The sequence below is a fragment of the Singulisphaera rosea genome (assembly GCF_054877945.1).
In genome coordinates, this window is sequence record NZ_JBTYIP020000001.1 from 477650 (window position 1) to 494749 (window position 17100).

At 63.6% G+C, this 17100-nt stretch carries 13 protein-coding genes; 6 read left to right on the top strand and 7 right to left on the bottom strand.

What is annotated here, in order from left to right:
- Window positions 1-296 precede the first annotated feature (296 nt).
- A complete protein-coding gene (locus tag ACYOEI_RS01850; protein WP_462847556.1) occupies window positions 297-2195 on the top strand; it encodes a hypothetical protein in 1899 nt (632 codons plus the stop codon).
- 455 nt (window positions 2196-2650) lie between these two features.
- Window positions 2651-3073 (top strand): secondary thiamine-phosphate synthase enzyme YjbQ, encoded by a 423-nt coding sequence (locus ACYOEI_RS01855; protein WP_462847557.1) that lies wholly within the window; start codon window positions 2651-2653, stop codon window positions 3071-3073.
- A gap of 312 nt (window positions 3074-3385) precedes the next feature.
- On the opposite strand, the gene ACYOEI_RS01860 is transcribed toward ACYOEI_RS01855, so the two are convergent.
- Window positions 3386-3979 carry a hypothetical protein gene (locus ACYOEI_RS01860; protein WP_462847558.1) on the bottom strand — a complete coding sequence of 198 codons (594 nt, stop codon included), beginning with the start codon at window positions 3977-3979 and terminating at the stop codon, window positions 3386-3388.
- Window positions 3980-4598: 619 nt separating this feature from the next.
- Between ACYOEI_RS01860 and ACYOEI_RS01865 the strand changes: the two genes are divergently transcribed.
- Window positions 4599-4898, top strand: a complete 300-nt coding sequence (locus tag ACYOEI_RS01865; RefSeq protein ID WP_462847559.1) for a DUF6314 family protein — start codon at window positions 4599-4601, stop codon at window positions 4896-4898.
- 658 nt (window positions 4899-5556) lie between these two features.
- Here the strand turns inward: ACYOEI_RS01865 and ACYOEI_RS01870 are convergent.
- From ACYOEI_RS01870 to ACYOEI_RS01880, 3 genes are all read right to left on the bottom strand, one after another.
- A complete protein-coding gene (locus ACYOEI_RS01870; RefSeq protein ID WP_462847560.1) occupies window positions 5557-5760 on the bottom strand; it encodes a hypothetical protein in 204 nt (67 codons plus the stop codon).
- A 219-nt stretch (window positions 5761-5979) separates the two neighbouring features.
- On the bottom strand, window positions 5980-6318 hold the full coding sequence (locus ACYOEI_RS01875; protein WP_462847561.1) for a hypothetical protein: 339 nt from the start codon (window positions 6316-6318) through the stop codon (window positions 5980-5982).
- Entirely contained in the window at window positions 6258-6653 is a 396-nt protein-coding gene (locus ACYOEI_RS01880; RefSeq protein WP_462847562.1) for a helix-turn-helix domain-containing protein, read from the bottom strand. Before ACYOEI_RS01880 ends, ACYOEI_RS01875 begins: the two co-directional genes overlap by 61 nt.
- Before the next feature lie 226 nt (window positions 6654-6879).
- Between ACYOEI_RS01880 and ACYOEI_RS01885 the strand changes: the two genes are divergently transcribed.
- Window positions 6880-7269 (top strand): hypothetical protein, encoded by a 390-nt coding sequence (locus tag ACYOEI_RS01885; RefSeq protein WP_462847563.1) that lies wholly within the window; start codon window positions 6880-6882, stop codon window positions 7267-7269.
- A 286-nt stretch (window positions 7270-7555) separates the two neighbouring features.
- The gene (locus ACYOEI_RS01890) at window positions 7556-9136 is read left to right on the top strand and encodes a TolC family protein (protein ID WP_462847564.1); all 1581 of its coding nucleotides are present in this window, start codon (window positions 7556-7558) and stop codon (window positions 9134-9136) included.
- A gap of 58 nt (window positions 9137-9194) precedes the next feature.
- Here the strand turns inward: ACYOEI_RS01890 and ACYOEI_RS01895 are convergent, their stop codons facing one another.
- The 3 genes from ACYOEI_RS01895 to ACYOEI_RS01905 all read right to left on the bottom strand — a co-directional run bounded on the left by ACYOEI_RS01895 (window position 9195) and on the right by ACYOEI_RS01905 (window position 14932).
- Window positions 9195-12323, bottom strand: a complete 3129-nt coding sequence (locus ACYOEI_RS01895; RefSeq protein ID WP_462847565.1) for an efflux RND transporter permease subunit — start codon at window positions 12321-12323, stop codon at window positions 9195-9197.
- A gap of 27 nt (window positions 12324-12350) precedes the next feature.
- Window positions 12351-13010 carry a hypothetical protein gene (locus ACYOEI_RS01900; RefSeq protein ID WP_462847566.1) on the bottom strand — a complete coding sequence of 220 codons (660 nt, stop codon included), beginning with the start codon at window positions 13008-13010 and terminating at the stop codon, window positions 12351-12353.
- 215 nt (window positions 13011-13225) lie between these two features.
- The gene (locus ACYOEI_RS01905; protein WP_462847567.1) at window positions 13226-14932 is read right to left on the bottom strand and encodes an efflux RND transporter periplasmic adaptor subunit; all 1707 of its coding nucleotides are present in this window, start codon (window positions 14930-14932) and stop codon (window positions 13226-13228) included.
- A gap of 612 nt (window positions 14933-15544) precedes the next feature.
- On the opposite strand from ACYOEI_RS01905, the gene amaB reads away from it, so the two are divergent.
- A complete protein-coding gene (amaB, locus tag ACYOEI_RS01910) occupies window positions 15545-17080 on the top strand; it encodes an L-piperidine-6-carboxylate dehydrogenase (protein ID WP_462847568.1) in 1536 nt (511 codons plus the stop codon).
- Window positions 17081-17100: the final 20 nt, after the last annotated feature.

The following is a 17100-nucleotide window of genomic DNA, read 5'->3' on the forward strand; positions in this document are numbered from 1 at the left end:
CATGATACTCCGGTGACAGTTAGACAGATCGTCACGCTGCCGGCGTGCGCCGCCGAAGCGATCGGAAGTCGACGCCGGACCATCTTATCCAAGGGAAAGTGCCGGCGACAAGTTCGCGAGGATCGGGCCGCCATCGCCTGCCAAGAAATTCGGATGGTCGACCGGAAAAAACTGAAGCCCCGGGTAACCCCGGCAACCCGCTTAATCCGCTCAAGCCGGGCAAGACTCCGGGCCGATCGAAACCCTGTTGCCTGATTCGACGCAATCCCGAGGGGGCTGCGCGAGCACGGCTCGGCGTGACGGTACACTCAATGGCCGGCATGGACGCCCCTCCTCGCATCCGACCCTGGCTGGCCGCGTTCCTCGTGGCACTGGTGGCGGTCCCGGCCGGTTCCGAGGACGCCCGGCCCACCGGTGCGACCCCCTCGCCCTGGCGTTCGGGAGAACCCCTGCCGATTGCTGTCGTCGGTGGCAAGGCCCGGTTCCGGACGGCCGAGACCTTCCCGAAGCGTTCGACGCTCGTGATTGTCTCGACCCTCTCGCGGAAAGAGGGGCCCTTCCCGGTCCAACTCAACGCGCGAGTGACCTCCGAGCCCAAGCCTCCGGCGTTGACGGCAGACGGGCCGAAGCGAGCCCCCGACCTCAAGTTCCCACCCCTCGCCCCGATCGCCTCGCCGACTCGAAAGGCAGCGAAACCCGCGCGGACCTTCCACCTGCTCGTCCGGGACGGCGATGTCGCCAGCGCCCGGAACTATCAGCCCGTTCGGGCCAGGCTGCGTGCGGTCGGCGAACGGGTGCAGGTCTATGTGGACGAGCAGGACCTCGGCCGGGTCGGAGACGCTCTCGTCGCCGACGTGGTCTCCACCTTCGACCGTCGCGTGTTCCCGGTCGCCGCGCAGACGTATGGGCAAGTTCGCGACGTCGACGGCGACGGTCGATTCACGGTCCTCCTCTCAAGCTGGCTGTCCCGCCTGGCGAGTGGCAAGCATTCGGTCGACGGCTTCGTGAGGGGGGCCGACCTCGACCTGGAGATTGGCGCACCGTTCAGCAACCACTGCGACATGATGTACCTGAACGCGGCGATGGAGCCAGGGCCCCACCTCCGGACCGTGGTCGCTCACGAATACACCCACGCCGTCACCTATACCCAGAAGTCGTTCAACGGACCGGCCGGGGAACGGTTCGGTCTCGACGAGGAGGGCTGGCTCGACGAGGCGCTCGCCCACCTCGGCGAAGACCTGCATCATTTCTCCCGCTCGAACCTCGACTACCGGATCAGCGCCTACCTGTCTCGCCCCGAGGCCTACCGCCTCATCGTCGAGGACTACTACTCGGCCGACCTCTTCCGCAGCCATGGGAACCGAGGGGGAACGTACCTGTTCCTTCGTTGGTGTGCCGATCGGTATGGCCCGGCATTGCTCCCCGCCCTGATCCGTTCGTCGCGACGCGGCACGGACAACCTCGAGGCCGCGACGGGCCTATCGTTTCCCGCCCTGTACCGGCGATGGACCACGGCCCTGTACCTTAGCGGGCTGGACCCTCGCTACAACCGAAACGAGGGCTTCCGCTCGCTCGACGTCCGAAGCGCCATCGACGGGTGGCAGCTCGCAGGCCCCCGGACGGTCGAAGTCGTGCCGGGTGGACCTCCCGAGTCGTGGACGTCGGCCGGGACGAGCAGTCGTTACTTGATCGTCGAGGGGTCTTCCCGAGGTCCGGTCGAGATCGAAGTGCAAGGCCCCTCGGATGCGGAGCTTCAAGTCACGGCCATCCCGCTCCCTGCCGACCAGGCCCGTTTGGACCTGAAGGTGACGTCGACCGTCGGCCGAGACGGTAAGGTCGAGCTCCTCGCCCATGTCGGCGAGTCGCGTGGGAACCTCGTCCAGCTCACCGCGATGGCGTGGGAACCGCTGGTCCCGGCCGCGGATCCCCACTCGTCACCGTTCCGAAAAGGAGGCCTCGACCGCCCTTCGCTCGCGTTGGCGTTCGGCACCGCGACCCTTAACCCGGGCGGTCAACTCGCCTCTCACCCAATCCTCCTCGAAGGCGTGAAGCCCGGCCAGGGACCGGTCGTGGTCAAACTCATCGGCATCGACGCGCACGGCCGCCGAGTCTCCGCGTGGGCCGAGTTCAACCCGGAACGAGCGGACGGGGCGCAAGCGAACCGAACCGACCTCCTCGACATCCCGACGCGATAGCAGGGGAACACATTTCGGCTGTAGCCGACGCCCAACCCTACATCTCGAGCATTTGTAGGGTGGGCGCTGATTACCGGTATTTCGAACCCCCGACGAGCGATGCCCACCCCACGAGAGACTGACGCCCTCGACCGCGACAACCTCTCCCGGGATGTCGTCGCGGATCCCCACGGATTCCCGTTATTTAAGAAAAGCAGGCTTCGGGACCGACACGGACTCGGCCGACGCTCGCGGGTTGGAGTACCGGCCAGCGGCACCCGAATCCGGATCCCCCGCAGCGGCGCGAGGGACGGGATGGACGCCTTGATTTCAAGGCATCGGATCGGGAAAGTACACGTGCCTCGGGACGAGCTCGACGGCCCTCGCCCTCTCCGAGACGCCGGGCGAGGATTCGACCCGCGAGGTTCCCGGCGATCGGCCGAGCCGCGCGAATCGCAACTCCGCAAGGGACGGACATGAAGTCGCACACCGAGTATCTCACCTTCAACCTGCCGGCGAGGATGGCCTTCCAAAACATCACCCCGGCGATCGAGGAAGCGGTCCGCAAGAGCGGCGTGACCGAGGGCCTCGTCCTCTGCAACGCCATGCACATCACGGCATCCGTTTTCATCAACGACGACGAGCTCGGCCTCCACGAGGATTACAAGGCCTGGCTCGAAGGCCTCGCCCCCTTCGACGCCTCCCCCCAGCGCTATAGGCACAACCGCACCGGCGAAGACAACGCCGACGCCCACATGAAGCGACAGGTCATGGGCCGAGAGGTCGTCATCGCCATCACCAACGGCAAGCTCGACTTCGGCCCCTGGGAGCAGGTCTTCTACGGCGAGTTCGACGGACGACGACCGAAGCGGGTGTTGGTCAAAGTAATCGGGGAGTAATCGGAGAGCAGCAAGGGAGATTTCGGGGAACGGCAGGGGGAGGATATCGCTCGAAAGCGTTGCGGAAGCGATGGTGAAAGCGGCATCGTGCCGACGAAGCTGTGGCACCGTTCGGCCGCATAGCTCGGTGGATTATGCGATTCCGAGAGTGTTCAGCGAGGTCTGCGACGGGGACGATGGCAAAGCTTCATATTTAAATAAAATAACTATTTTTACAGTCCGGTGAAAACCCCCAGTTCCCGTGGGCCGAAGACCGCGTGAGGGCGCGGATTTCCGGTCGCACGGGATGGGAGATGTCTTAATCGACTCCGGTCACCGAGGCCGGGCGACTCCTCGGCGAACCGTGCCACGCCGCCGCGTGTTGGCGGTAACGGGCTTCGACACGACCGAGCCGCTCGGGACGAATCCCAGCCCGTTGGTGATGTAGACGCCGGACCCGAACGCGCCGCTCACCGCCGTGAAGGGTTCGCCAGTGGAAGGATCCGGGACGAACTGCTGTGCCAACGAGTCGAAGAAAGAAAACTGGAAAAAGTAGTTATTGCTCGATCCGTTGCTGACGTGCACGGTCCCCTGGAATCTGTATCGATAGGTCCCTGGGGCTTCGTTTTGCACCTCGGTCCTGGAGATCGCCACCCCTTGCTGGGCGAAGACGTTCGCCGGGACCAGGAGAGGGCCGGTCGGCGTCCCCTGATACATATACAAATACATAACATTTGGAGAGTAAATGGAATTCGAGAGATAAAGGGTGACGTCGACTGGGACCGCCACATACGTGGCGTGCAGGGCATTGTAGCTGTAGTACGCCCCGGAGGGAGGCGATGCTACGTTCGCGAGCTGGGCCACCGCGCCGGAGGCCGATCCCAGGACTAGAAAAGCGACTAACGAAGGAACGGCGAGGGACTTCATACGACAAATCTCCCGGTGGGGCCCCAACGCCCGCCCGCCGACCCGACGGCCGGGCCCGAGGCCCGATCCTCGATAGTTGGGAACGCATACCGACCCGGGGGGATGTCGGCACTCGATCACGTGATGAGGCATCAAGGTAAAGCGCCTCCACGGCCTTGTCAACAATGCAGGCTTAATTTAAAAATCAAGCCTGCCCGCATGTAGATCGAGCATTCCTGACGCGAACAACCAAAGACCATCGAGCACATCAAATCAATATTTAAATAAATTTTTAAATTCTCAAATTAATAATGTTTTCACTTTTCAATTTAAATTCGGTCCTCGTGCGTGCATGAGGTCGGCCTTGATCCGCCGAGAGAATTGATCGTAGATCCTGGGCATTGGATAAGCGAAGGCAGAGCCGACGACGGCCGAAGCGAATGCGAATCGAGCTCACATCCGGGGTAACCTGGAGAGAACGTGATGGACGTTCAATCATCATGGGGCCGGCTCCGCAGGATACGGGAGCTCGACTTCGTGGCTCAATCTCGTTCAACGAGACATACGGGTTGGAACGGTCGAGGCCGTGGAAGCGTGCGCGTCGAGGACCTGGATGCAGTGACCATGCTTTTCTACGAGAATGGGAGCTGGGCCCCTGGACCGGGCCGTGAACTTACCTTCAGCAACACCAACCGTTGGACCCTTCATATCTGACAATCAAAGGATTCGCCTCAAATACCTTCGGTTCGGCCTGCAGAACCCCGTCTACTTGTTCGACTTGGTTCCCGAGTCCCAGCGAGTCCTGACCTCAGCCGAGCCGCACGTCTGTCAAGAAGACCGCTGCTCGGCCCGGATGGAGGTCGGTGACGCAACGGTTCACCTAAGTTGGACCGTCATCGGTCCCAGGAAAGACGAGCGGATCGCCTACTCGTACAGGTAGATGACTCGTCCGTCAGTAGGGTTGTTGCCTCCCAGGGCAGGGTGTTCGACCTCTTCGCGTATGAGATCGGCGTAGACGATCCGACCATTCTCCGCCATGATGAGCCTCGGCTTAATCGAGCGGAGAGGTCGGCGGGGTCCGACAAGCCAACTTGATGGGTCGGGACGAATAACCTTGAGATTCCAGCACTCTTAATTCATGAACAAACCAATGCCCTACTGGCTCGAGGATCGGGCGGAGTGGCGACGGTTCGCCCGTCACGACGCTTCATCGTTAAATGGCCTGGTATGAACGTAAAAGGCTAGTTCAAGGCCAATCTCCACGGATTCAGCCTCGCGAGGGATGTGATGACAGGTTCGCAATCGTGATCGTCGGTCCCGCGTAATGCCCTAGTGTTTCCGTTCAAAACTCTTGCAATGAATTCGAGGCATGGTTGTCGAACCATTGTCACATCTTCTGGTTGGTCCAGGTCCATTCGATGGGATGGGATGGGATGGGCATAGCAGCGGTTGTATTCGGGCCAGGAGGCCAACACATGGCTCTTGAACTCCTCCTGGCTCTTCCATGACCTCCGCTGAAGGTAGTCGTGCTTGAAACAATGGATCAGGATCTCGCCCTGGTTCAACCACGAGGCATTGGCGGGCGTATGGCGGGGCCTCTACCAGCCGCCGCCCTCGGCGAAGTACCTCTGCGTATCGCCCGCTGTATGGCTCGGTCCCCCGTCCTGGATCAGGAAGGCCCCTCGCAGTTCCTGATGGTGCTTGCGAAAGAGCTCCAATTCGGGCAGGTAGTGCGCGGCGTCGATCTTCTCCAGGAAGGCCAACTCCATCAGCCCGCTATGCACCACCAGGAACACCAACATATTGACCGTCCCTTGCCGAGTATAGTCCTAAACCAAGCGTATCGAAAACCCTCTCACGCCCCTCCGACTTGGATTTAAGGGGTTTTGGCAACAGCACTTGCGCGAGCGTGTGCGTTTTCGAGTGAGCGCCTCTTCGATTTCCATAGTTTCGTGGCATGCCTTGTTTTATAGGGCGCAGACCGCTGTCATCCCTATGTCATCGTGCCGGGTACGCTTGTTTTAGGTATAGTCGAACTCCCGCTGCTCGATCGACCTGGGGATCGCCCGCCGGATCGGGTCCCGCTCCAGGACCTGGAAGGTCGGGATCTCATCGACGCATACCACCCAGATGCCCTGGCGGGTGAGCCGGGCCGCATTCCCGTAGCACCAGAGGACTTGCTCCGCCCGCTCCTTGAACCGGGCATCCAGCCGGGCCGTCTTCCAGTACCGAGTCCGATGGGGTTGGAGATCGACGTCGTGCAGGATGCGGCGGACAGTCGCCGGGCTGATCTCGGGGACTACCTTGTCGGCGACCGCCTGACGGGCCAGATCCTCACTGGACCAGTGGGTGATGTGCAAACCTTGGCGATCGGCTCCAGGCAGGCCAGCTGCACGATCTGGGCCCGTTGCACCGGGGAGATCCGCTGTGGGCGGCCCGTGCCGCCTCGCCGGCCATCGGCGAAGAGGATCGCCAGGCCGCCCCGACGATACCGTCGGCACGTCCGCCAGACCGTGGCCTCGTCACATTCGAGGCGGGCGGCGACCGAACTTTGATGCTCCCCGGCTGCGAAGGCCAGGACGATCCTGGCTCGCCGTACCTCGGACCAGGGCAAGGAGTCGCTATGGGCGGCAGCCAGCAGGGCATCCGTATTCCCTCGGGCGATCGTCAACCTCTCCGGTCGTCGTCCCCTCATCGGACGGCCCTCCCATGCTGTCGGAGCCGATCGTCAGCATAGGAGGCCCGTCGAATTCATTGCAAGAGTTGTGGGCGGAGACACTAGGATCCGGTCTTTTCGAGGCGAATCCGAGCACCGAGGCCCGAGTCGTTGGGAATCCCACCCGAAAGCTACCGGGTATCACAGGGAGGCGACCCATTTGGACGCACAAGCCGCCTGGTAACGACTCCGCACGATCCGGACGATGAGCTTCGAGGCCCGTTCACGATCGGGTGCGGACCTCGGTTGGAACGGGACGGGACGGGGGATCGTCCGCGTCGAGGAGGCGGGCCCGGAAACGCTTCTGTTTCACGAAAAGGGGAACTGGTCTCCCGAAGACCGCCCGTCGCTCACGTTCAACAACCTCTTCCGCTGGCACCTGCATCCTTCCTCGCCGCGGATCCGCCTCGAGCACCTGCGATTCGGGGCCGGCGACCCGCTCGGCTCGATCGACTTGGTGCAGGAATCCGGAGGGATCTGGGCCTCGCTGGAGCCGAACGACCACCGAGGGGACCTCTACTCGGCCCGGATGGAGTTGGGGCAAGGCGCCGTGATCCTCCGCTGGTCGGTCACCGGCGCAAGGAGGGACGATTGAATCACCTATAGCTATCAATAGGCGGTTCGCCGTTAGCCGCGTCGAGGCTCGGGTAGGGACACGAGGAGCCCGGCACGGTCGGGCGACTCCGCCGATTCGACCGATCGTTTCGCCTATGCGGCCGGGGGCGGAGGAGACGGATCAAGCGGGCTGGACGTCGGAATTTCGAGCGGCCGATGAATAAAGCCGGAGTGGTCCCGGGGCGAGTCTCATGATCCGCCCCGGATATTTCGGCAAGGTTCGCGGCCGAGGAGTCGCCGCGGGCGTCCCAGGGAGGGGACCGGCGATGGCTGCGAAATACGGACGTTGGACGCTGATCGTCTTCGGGATCTGGCTCCTCGCCGTCGATCGTGCAAACGGTCAGGGGCCGTCGCTGCCGACCGATGAGCACCTCATGCCCGGCGGCGAACGTTCGACGCTCGGGCCGCCCCTGGGAGGGATCTCGCCCGACGCCGGGGCAGGGGCCGAGGAAACGCTCGGGGGCCGACCGGGGCCGTCGACCCCTCGGGTGCCTGCCGAGATCACGTCGCCGGGACGTCGGCGTATGGGGGTTCCCGAGGAAGCTGGGATCTCGGCGCCCCCGACGCTTCCCCTGACCGAAGTCCCCGTGTTCGGCCCGCTGTCCATCCCGACGGGCCGCGAGGACGAAGGGCCGGCCGACGGGTTCACCCTCGACGCCGCCATCGACCGCCTCGTCCGCGAGAACCTGGCCCTCCGCGCCCGCGCCATGGAACTCCCCCAGGCCGAGGCCGATATCCTCACGGCGAGTCTCCGTGCCAACCCGCTCATCTACGCCGACAGCCAGCTCGTTCCCTACGGGAACTATTCCAACAATCGCCCCGGCGGCCCGATCCAGTATGACGTGAACATCACCTATCCCCTCGATGTCACCCGGAAGCGACAGGCCAGGACCCTCGTGGCCTGCCGTGCGAAGAGCGTCCTCGCCGCCCAGTACCAGGACGCCGTGCGGCTCCAGATCGACAACCTCTACTCGGCCTACAACGACGTCCTCGCCGCGCGCGAAACCATCCGTTTCGCTGGGGCTGCCCGAGAAGGGCTTGCCGTGCTCCTCGACCAGACCCGGCGGATGCACGAGCGGGGCTCCAGGACCATCGCCGACGTGAGCCGGATCGAAACGTTGTTCGAAGCGGCCGAGGTCGAGTTGATGGACGCGGGCGAGGTCCTCAGGGATACAACCCGCAACCTCGGGGTCCTGCTGAACATGCCCGGCCCCGAGGCCGAGTCTCTCAGGATCCGGGGCTCGATCCGGGACACATTCTCGCCACCCCCCTCCGCGGACGAGATGATCCGACTGGCGCTCGCAGGGCGTCCCGACGTCGTCGCCTACCGCCTCGGGATTGGGCGCGCCCAGGCCGAGGTCAAGCTCGCCGTGGCCAACCGGATGTCGGACGTCTATCTCCTCTACCAGCCCTACACCTTCCAGAACAACGCCCCATTCAACAAGAAGAGCGCGACGTCCTGGGCGCTCGGGATGACCATCCCCCTGCCGATCTACAACCGCAACCAGGGGAACATCCAACGCGCCAAGCTCAACGTCGGCCAGTCGCAGGTCGAACTCGCCGAGCGCGAGCAGCAGGTCGCCAACGAGGTCCGACGCGCCGAGCGTGAATACGCCTTGACCCGCGACGCCGTCCGACGGATCGAGACCAAGCTCATCCCCGCCGCCAAGCGCGTCCGCGACGACGCCTATCGCCTCTACACCCAGGGCGAGGAAGAGGCGCTCACCTACCTGAACGCCCAGCGCGAGTACAACGAGGCCGCCCGGCAGTATCGCGACATGCTCGTCCGCCACAGGAGGAGCATGCACCGCATCAACACAGCCGTCGGACAACGCATTCTGCCGTGAGTACTGATCCGAAACCGATTTTCCTGCTAGAGAACGAGTTTCGGGAAGAACACAAATCTCAGGCGTTATAAACGTCGATCTCCGCCGATCCCTGCCCCGGAGGTGTGATCCCGGGATCGAACCAGGGATAGATCGCGGGGAGGACGACGAGCTTCAGGAGCATGCTCGTCAACAAGCCGCCGATGACGACCGTCGCGAGGGGTCTCTGGACCTCGGCCCCGGCGCCGCTCGAGAAGGCCATCGGGATGAACCCGAGACTGGCGACCATCCCCGTCATGAGGATCGGCCTGAGCCGAGACATCGACGCGTCGTGGACGGCCTTGGGGACCGCGACGCCTTCCTCGATCAGGTGCCGGATCGCCGAGACGAGCACGAGCCCGTCGAGCACCGCCACGCCTGACAACGCGATGAAGCCGACGCCCGCCGAGATGCTGAAGTTCAGCCCTCGGAGCCAGAGCGCGAGGATCCCGCCGATCGCGCCGAGGGGGACCGAGAGGAAAATCAACGCCCCGAGTCGGATCGAATTGAAGGTCGAATAAAGCAGCAAGAAAATCATCACGAGAGCGACCGGGACGACAATCGTCAGGCGTCTGGTGGCGGACTGGAGGTTCTCGAAGGTCCCGCCCCATTCGAGGGTGTACCCCTTCTCCAGCGGCACTTCCGCGCCGACACGTCGCTGGACCTCGGCGACGAACCCGGCGAGGTCGCGGCCCCGGACGTTGGATTGGACCATGATCCGACGCTTGCGATCCTTCCGCCAGATCTCGTAGCTGTCCTCTTCGAGCTTCAGGTCGGCGAGGTCTTCGAGCGGGATCATCCGGCCTTGTGGGTCGGCGATCTTGAGCGAGCGGATGACCTCGATGTCGTTGCGGTACTGGGCCCCGAACCGGACCTGGAGCCCGAACCGCCTTTGGCCCTCCACGACCTGGCCGACCATCTTGCCCCCGAGCGCGGTGACCGCATCGAGGACGTCGGCCGCGTTGATCCCGTAGCGCGAGATCCGGTCGCGGTCGACCTCGACACGGAGGAACGGCAGGCCGCCGAGGACCTGGGCCTTCACTCCAGTCGACCCCGGCACCGAGCGGAGGAGGTTGGCAACGGCGTTGGCCTTGGCCTGGAGGACCTCAAGGTCGTCCCCGTAGATGCCGATCCCCAGGTCGGCTCGGACGCCGGACAGCAGCTCGTTGAACCGGAGTTCGATCGGCTGGCTGAAGCCGAAGAAGGTCCCGGGGATCTCCCGACGGCAGACCGCCTCGATCTTGCCGACGAGTTCCTCCTTCGTCTGGGCCTTCGTCCAATGCTCGGTCGCGTTCAGGAGCACCCAAGAGTCGGTGAGGTTCACGCCGGCGGCTTCGAGGCCGATCTCGGGGCGGCCGATCCGGCTCACGATCGTGCGGATCTCGGCCGGGAACTCGCGACGCAAGGCCGCTTCGAGTCGGGTCGAGTCCGCGATCGCCTCCTTGAGCGAGGCACTCGGCGGTCGGACCTGCGCGATGACGAGATCCCCCTCGTCGAGCTGCGGGATGAACTCCCCCCCGAGTCGCATGGCCACCGGGATGCACGCCGCGAAGGCGACGACCGCCGCCAAGGCCACAATCAATGGATGCCGGAGGGCCGACTTCAACGTCGGCTCGTAGATCCAGCGCGCCAGGCGGATCGGCAATGTGTCGCGCTCGGACAGGCCCGGCTTGAGGAAGAACGAGGCGAGTACCGGCGTCGCCGTGAGCGAGAGCAGGAGCGAACCCGTCAACGCGAAGATGACCGTCAAGGCCATCGGCTGGAACATCTTCCCCTCGACCCCCTGGAGGGCAAGCAAGGGCAGGTGCACCATGGTGATGATCGCCACGCCGAAGACGACTGGGCGGCGGACCTCGAGCGTCGCCTTGCGAATCACATCGACCGGTCGGGCCGCCGGATTCGCGTGGGCAAGCCGGCCGACACAATTCTCGATCACGATCACCGCGCTGTCGACGATCAAGCCGAAGTCGATCGCACCCAGGCTCATCAGGCTCCCGGCCACCCCGAAGTAGACCATCAAGTTCCCTGCGAAGAGCATCGAGAGCGGGATCGCCAGCGCAACGATCAATCCGGCGCGCAGATTCCCGAGCAAAACCAGGAGGACGGCGATGACCAGGACGCCCCCCTCGGTCAGGTTGTGGATGACGGTCCCGATCGTCTTCTCGATGAGGACGCTGCGGTCGTAATAGGGCTCGATGACGACTCCGTCGGGGAGGTCCCGCTGGATCTCGGCGACCTTTTCCTTAATCCGGTCGACGACGACACGGCCGTTCTCGCCGGCGAGCAAGTAAACGATGGCGGTGACCGCTTCGCCGCGTCCGTCGCGGGTCGCAGCCCCCTGGCGGATCATGGGAGCCAGGCGGACTGTCGCCACGTCCCTGACGTAGATCGGCGTCCCGCTCGAGGTCGTCGTGAGGATGACCTCCTCGAGATCCTTGAGGCTGTCGATGAGGCCGACGCCCCGGATGACGCGGAGCTCGCCGTTGCGCTGGATGTAGCCGCCCCCCGCGTTCGCGTTGTTACGGCGGATCGACTCGAAGACGCGGTCGAGCGAGATGCCTCGGGCCAGGAGTCGATTCGGGTCGAGCTCGACCTCGAACGTCTTCAACTCCCCACCGAGCGCGTTGACCTCGACGACTCCGGGGACGCTCTTGAGCCGACGCGCAACCTCCCAGTCGAGGAGGGTCCGCAGCTCCATCAGCGACCGGGGGTTCTTGGCGTTCTCGGCGTTGCGGAGCTCGAACTGGTAAATCTCGCCGAGTCCGGTGGCGATGGGCCCCATCTCGGGCTCGCCGAAGCCTTCGGGGATGTCCGACTTGGCCTGGTTGAGCCGCTCGCCGACCTGCTGGCGGGCCCAGTAGATGTCGGTGCCGTCCTCGAAGATGATCGTCACACCGGAGATGCCGAACTGGGAGAAGGAACGGACCTCCTTGATGTGAGGGATCCCGTTCATGGCATTCTCGACCGGGATCGTAATGAACTGCTCGACTTCCTCAGGCCCAAGAGCCGGGGCGCTCGTCAGGGCCATGACCTGGACGTTGGTGATGTCCGGCACGGCGTCGATCGGCAACCCCAGGAGCGAGGTCATCCCGGACGCGGTGAGCCCGACGAGTACCAGCAGGACAAACCCTCGGCTTTTGAGCGAATAACGGATCAGGTAGTCGAACAACGCTCCGTATCCTTCCTCTTTGTTCGCTTAATCGAGGCCGAGGAGTTGGCAGGTGTCTTCGTAACTGCCCTCGAGATCCGACGTCAGAGCCTGGTCCGGCGCGTCCCAGAGCGGCATCTCGGGACGGGGCTGTCCAATGACTACGGGGTAAGCCCAAGCGTCGAAACGGGTTCGAGGCTCGTTCGTCTGAGTTCGACAACTTGCTTCATACAGCGAGGGCACATCCACGCCTAGCGTCGGGTCGCTCACACCGAGTTCCCCAAGCAGTTCCGCATACAGATTCCCGCTGCGATGCGTCACGATATCCACGATGGCCACGCTGACATTTCGCTGAAGCAGCGCGATACACTTCGCCACGAACGCCTTGCGATGTTCAAACCGACCCTTGTTCCCAGGGCTGACAAACTCGACGGCCGCGTCCAACGTATTCTCACGCACCATACAGGAGATCAAAACTCCACACTTATGTTGATCGCCTATATCAATGTCGGCTGAAACCGTGGGTTCTGCGATGGCCTGCGAGATCGCCGCCATACCGCTGTTTGCATAACGGATATCGGGAGGAGGATTTTTGTGCTCAAAGGCACCGATATCCACTTCGAAATCGCGGCCCATCCGTGCCCGCGGTTCGGCGAGATAACCCGAGGGAGCAAGCTGCGGACGCGGCCGGCCAACATGCTGGGCCAAGTGGCATGAAATCCCTCCCACGCGAAGATTCGAGCGATCGGGGGATGAAAGTGATCGCGTAACGGCATCGGCAACCCTGCTCAGCTACGATTCTGTCTTGGCGATCTTTCTCGTTGGCTTACCTCCATCGATTTCGAGCCACAAATCCGCGTCCCATCCCCTGACACGGATGATCGAGAGTTCCATCGACATACTCAACGCCACGGACCCCGGTGTTACCCACCGGAGCTAGTGAGTTGCTCGGTCATCGCCTTGAGCTTGTATCCCCCCTGGATGACGATTTCATCGCCGTCTTTGAGGCCGCCGCGAATCATGACCTTGTCCCCGCGCGGGGCTTCGGCATCGACGACTCGACGGTCGAAGAGCTCGGGGCCACCTCGCACGAAAACGTAGGCCGAGCTCCCCTGCGTCAACAGCGCGGAGGTTGGAATCCGGGTCCCGACGGTCTCTCTCGGGCTGAGGATCTCGGCCTCGACGAACATCCCCGGCTTGAGGAGACGATCCGGGTTCTCGGCCTTCGCCAGGAGCTTGACCGAGCGGCTTTTCTCTTCGACGAGATCTCCGGAGTAGATCACCTCTCCCTCGAACTCGCGGTCGGGATAGGCGGGGGAGCGGAACCGGACCTTGCCCCCTCGACTCCGGCTCAGCATGTTGAAGTCGCTCTCCTGGACGTTCGCCTCGATCCAGACAGTTGAGAGGTTGGCCAGGGTGAAAATCCGGTGGGTTGTGTCGACGGCGACGCCCGGCACGATCATCTCGCGGTCGAGGATCGTGCCGTCGAACGGGGCCCAGATCGAATAGGTGCTGATCGGTGTGTGATGCTTGGCGATCGTCCCCTTCGCGGTCAGGGCCCCCGGTGGCTCGACGGCAACGCTCGACGACATCGCGGGTGAAGAAAGGATCGTGTCGGGACTCTCGGGATTGCGCGAGGCCGAGCTTCGGGGGTTGACGAGGGTGCCGTCGGTATCGACGCCCACCACGTGCCCTCGCTCGACCTGCGGCTCGGTACCGTCCGGCTTGACCCCCAGGATTCTGAGCCGCTCTTGCGCGGCCCTGACCGCGGTCTGGGCCTGCTTGAGGCTCTGCTGGGCTCTCGTATAGGCCAACTGATTTTCATATCCCATCTGGTCCATCAGGCTCTGATAGGTTGCCTGGGCGACTTCGTAGTCCGCCTTGACCTTCTCGAACTGCTTGGCGGTGATCAGCTTTTGGGAGATGAGGTCGCGGTTTCGGTCGATCGTCGTCGTGGCCAGGCGATACTGGGCATAAGCGGTCATCAGCTTTTCCCGGTTCTCGCCAACGGCACGCTCCGTGAACGCAGTATGAATTTGATCGGGAGTTTCTCCCTTCTGGAGCCTCCCGATCAACTCGATCGTGGTGGCGTGGATCTTCTCCTGCCAGGTCGCCTGGGCCTGCGCCACGTCGAGGACCTGGAGCCGGGTGTAGAGCTCCAACCGCGCCTCGCCCACCTCGGGGCTGTCGATCGTCGCGAGCAGGTCTCCGGCCTTAACGTCCTGACCGACGTGGGCCGTCACCGATCTCACGACGCCTCCGGCTCTCGGCGTGATGTAAGCGTATTGGGCCTCATTCGGGGCGACCCGCCCAGGCGCCGTCAGGACCTCCGCCGAGGCGCCGGCCGCAACCTTCTCGGTCATCAAGCCGATCGCCTTCTGCTGCTCGGTGGAGAGGCTCACTCGCTCCGAAGACGCGGCGACAGCAACCGGGTCGATCGTCTTCGCAACCTCGGGAGTGTCGGCCTCGACAATTATCGCCTTGTGTTGCCAGTACCAGGCCGCTCCGGCGCCGACGACGAGCAGGCCGACCACCACGATGGCTCCTCGCCGAAGAGTCGGGCTGCTCACAAGATCCGCGAATCCACCGAGGCGGCTATTCCCGCTGGCCGTCGAGACGGAAGGACTCATCGATGGCTCCGAAGATTTCGAAAAGGCCTGGACTGGGGAACAGTCTAGGCGCGAAGCCGATTGAAGCCCCGGCTCCGTTTTGAGGGGCGGCCGGTGGCGACTCATAACATCGGAAAGTCAAAAGACGACGTGCTCATGATTGAGCTACGTGCCATCTCTGACGGGCGCTTCCCCGCGACTCGGGAACGACCGGGAGGGAGCGCCGATGGTATCACGCCCCTGTCTCAGGCTCTCGCCCCACGAGTTCACGAGTCGATAGGCGCGAGGAACCATGCCAAACCAGGGTGGGAGAGGAGGAAAGGCAGATCTTCGCGCCCTCAGCGGCCCTCGCAGGAGCCGTCGAGCGGTTGGCGAGCGTCAGTGACAGGAGCCGCACGTGCTGTCGAAATCCACATCGGTCTCGTAGTCCCGGGGGGGTTGAACGACGAACCCTAGTCTCTCTCTCTATTATTTAATCGTGAGACCGAAATGGCAAGCGAGACGCTACGTTTCGATAACCTACGAATCCATTAAACAAACTATCTCGATGCCATTTTGTTCACAAACCTCTCGACGTACCACGCCCTAGCGTCGTCGTTCGGGCTGGGTTCCGCACGATTGGGGAGGCCGGTGATGGACGCGGACATGTCGCGGAGGCTCGGCCTCCTCGAGGAGAACCCCGGAACGTACCATGGCGGCTGGGCGCCCTTGTCGGATCGACGTTCGTTCGAGTCGATCAACCCGGCGTCAGGAAAATCCCTCGGTCGAGTCGCAGCGGCTTCGGGCGACGACTACGACCGGGCGGCCGAGGTGGCATCGGATACTTTTCGACGCTGGCGTGACGTACCAAGCCCTCGGCGCGGAGAGGTCGTCCGACAGATCGGTCAGGCCTTACGCGAACGGAAAGCCGACCTGGGGCGACTCGTCACCCTCGAGACGGGAAAGATCCTCGCCGAAGGGGAGGGCGAGGTCCAGGAGATGATCGACATCTGCGACTTCGCCGTCGGGTTGTCGCGACAACTCCACGGCCTGACGATCGCCAGCGAGCGCCCGGCCCACCGAATGGTCGAGCAATGGCACCCGCTCGGGCCGATCGGGATCATTACCGCGTTCAACTTCCCCGTCGCCGTCTGGGCGTGGAACGCGATGATCGCCGCGGTCTGCGGCGACACGATGATCTGGAAACCCTCGCCGGAGACGCCGTTGACGGCCGTCGCCGTCCAGAACATCGTCAACACCGTCGCCACCGAGAACGACTGCGCAGGCGTCTTCAACCTCGTCGTCGGCGACGCCGAGGAGGTCGGCGAGCGAATGATCGCCGACCCGAGGCTCCCCTTGATCTCCGCCACCGGGAGCTGCCGGATGGGGACGAAGGTCGGCGCCGTCGTCGGCCAGCGGTTGGGGCGAGCGCTCCTGGAGCTTGGGGGGAACAACGCGATCATCGTCGCCCCGAACGCCAACCTCGACCTTGCGCTCAGAGCAACCGTCTTCGCCGCGGTCGGGACCGCCGGCCAACGTTGCACGACCGCCAGGCGGCTGATCGTGCATGAATCGATCCTCGAGGGGTTCCTCGAGCGACTCGTTCGGGCCTATCGAAGCCTACCGATCGGCGACCCTTGCGATTCGAACACCCTGATTGGCCCGCTCATCAACGAGCGAGCGGTCGAGGCGATGTCGACGGCCCTCGCCCTCGCGAAAGAGCAGGGGGGAGAGCTCGTGATCGGCGGCCGGAGACTCGATCGCCCCGGCTTCTTCGTCGAGCCCGCGCTCGTCCGGGCCCGTCCCGAAATGGCCATCGTCGGCGAAGAGACGTTCGCCCCGATCCTCTACGTGATGGGATACTCAAACCTCGACGAGGCCCTGGCCATCCAAAACGGCGTTGCCCAGGGGCTCTCCTCAGCGATCTTCACCAACGACCTGGGGGAAGCCGAAACGTTTCTCTCGGCCACAGGTTCCGACTGTGGAATTGCCAACGTCAACATCGGCACCTCGGGCGCCGAGATCGGCGGCGCCTTCGGTGGTGAAAAAGCGACCGGAGGAGGCCGCGAGGCCGGTTCCGACTCGTGGAAAGCCTACATGCGCCGACAGACCTGCACGATTAACCGGAGTCACGAGCTTCCCCTGGCCCAGGGAATCCGGTTTGAGCTCGGAACGGAGAGTAAACAGTAGACAGTAGACAGAAGTGAGAA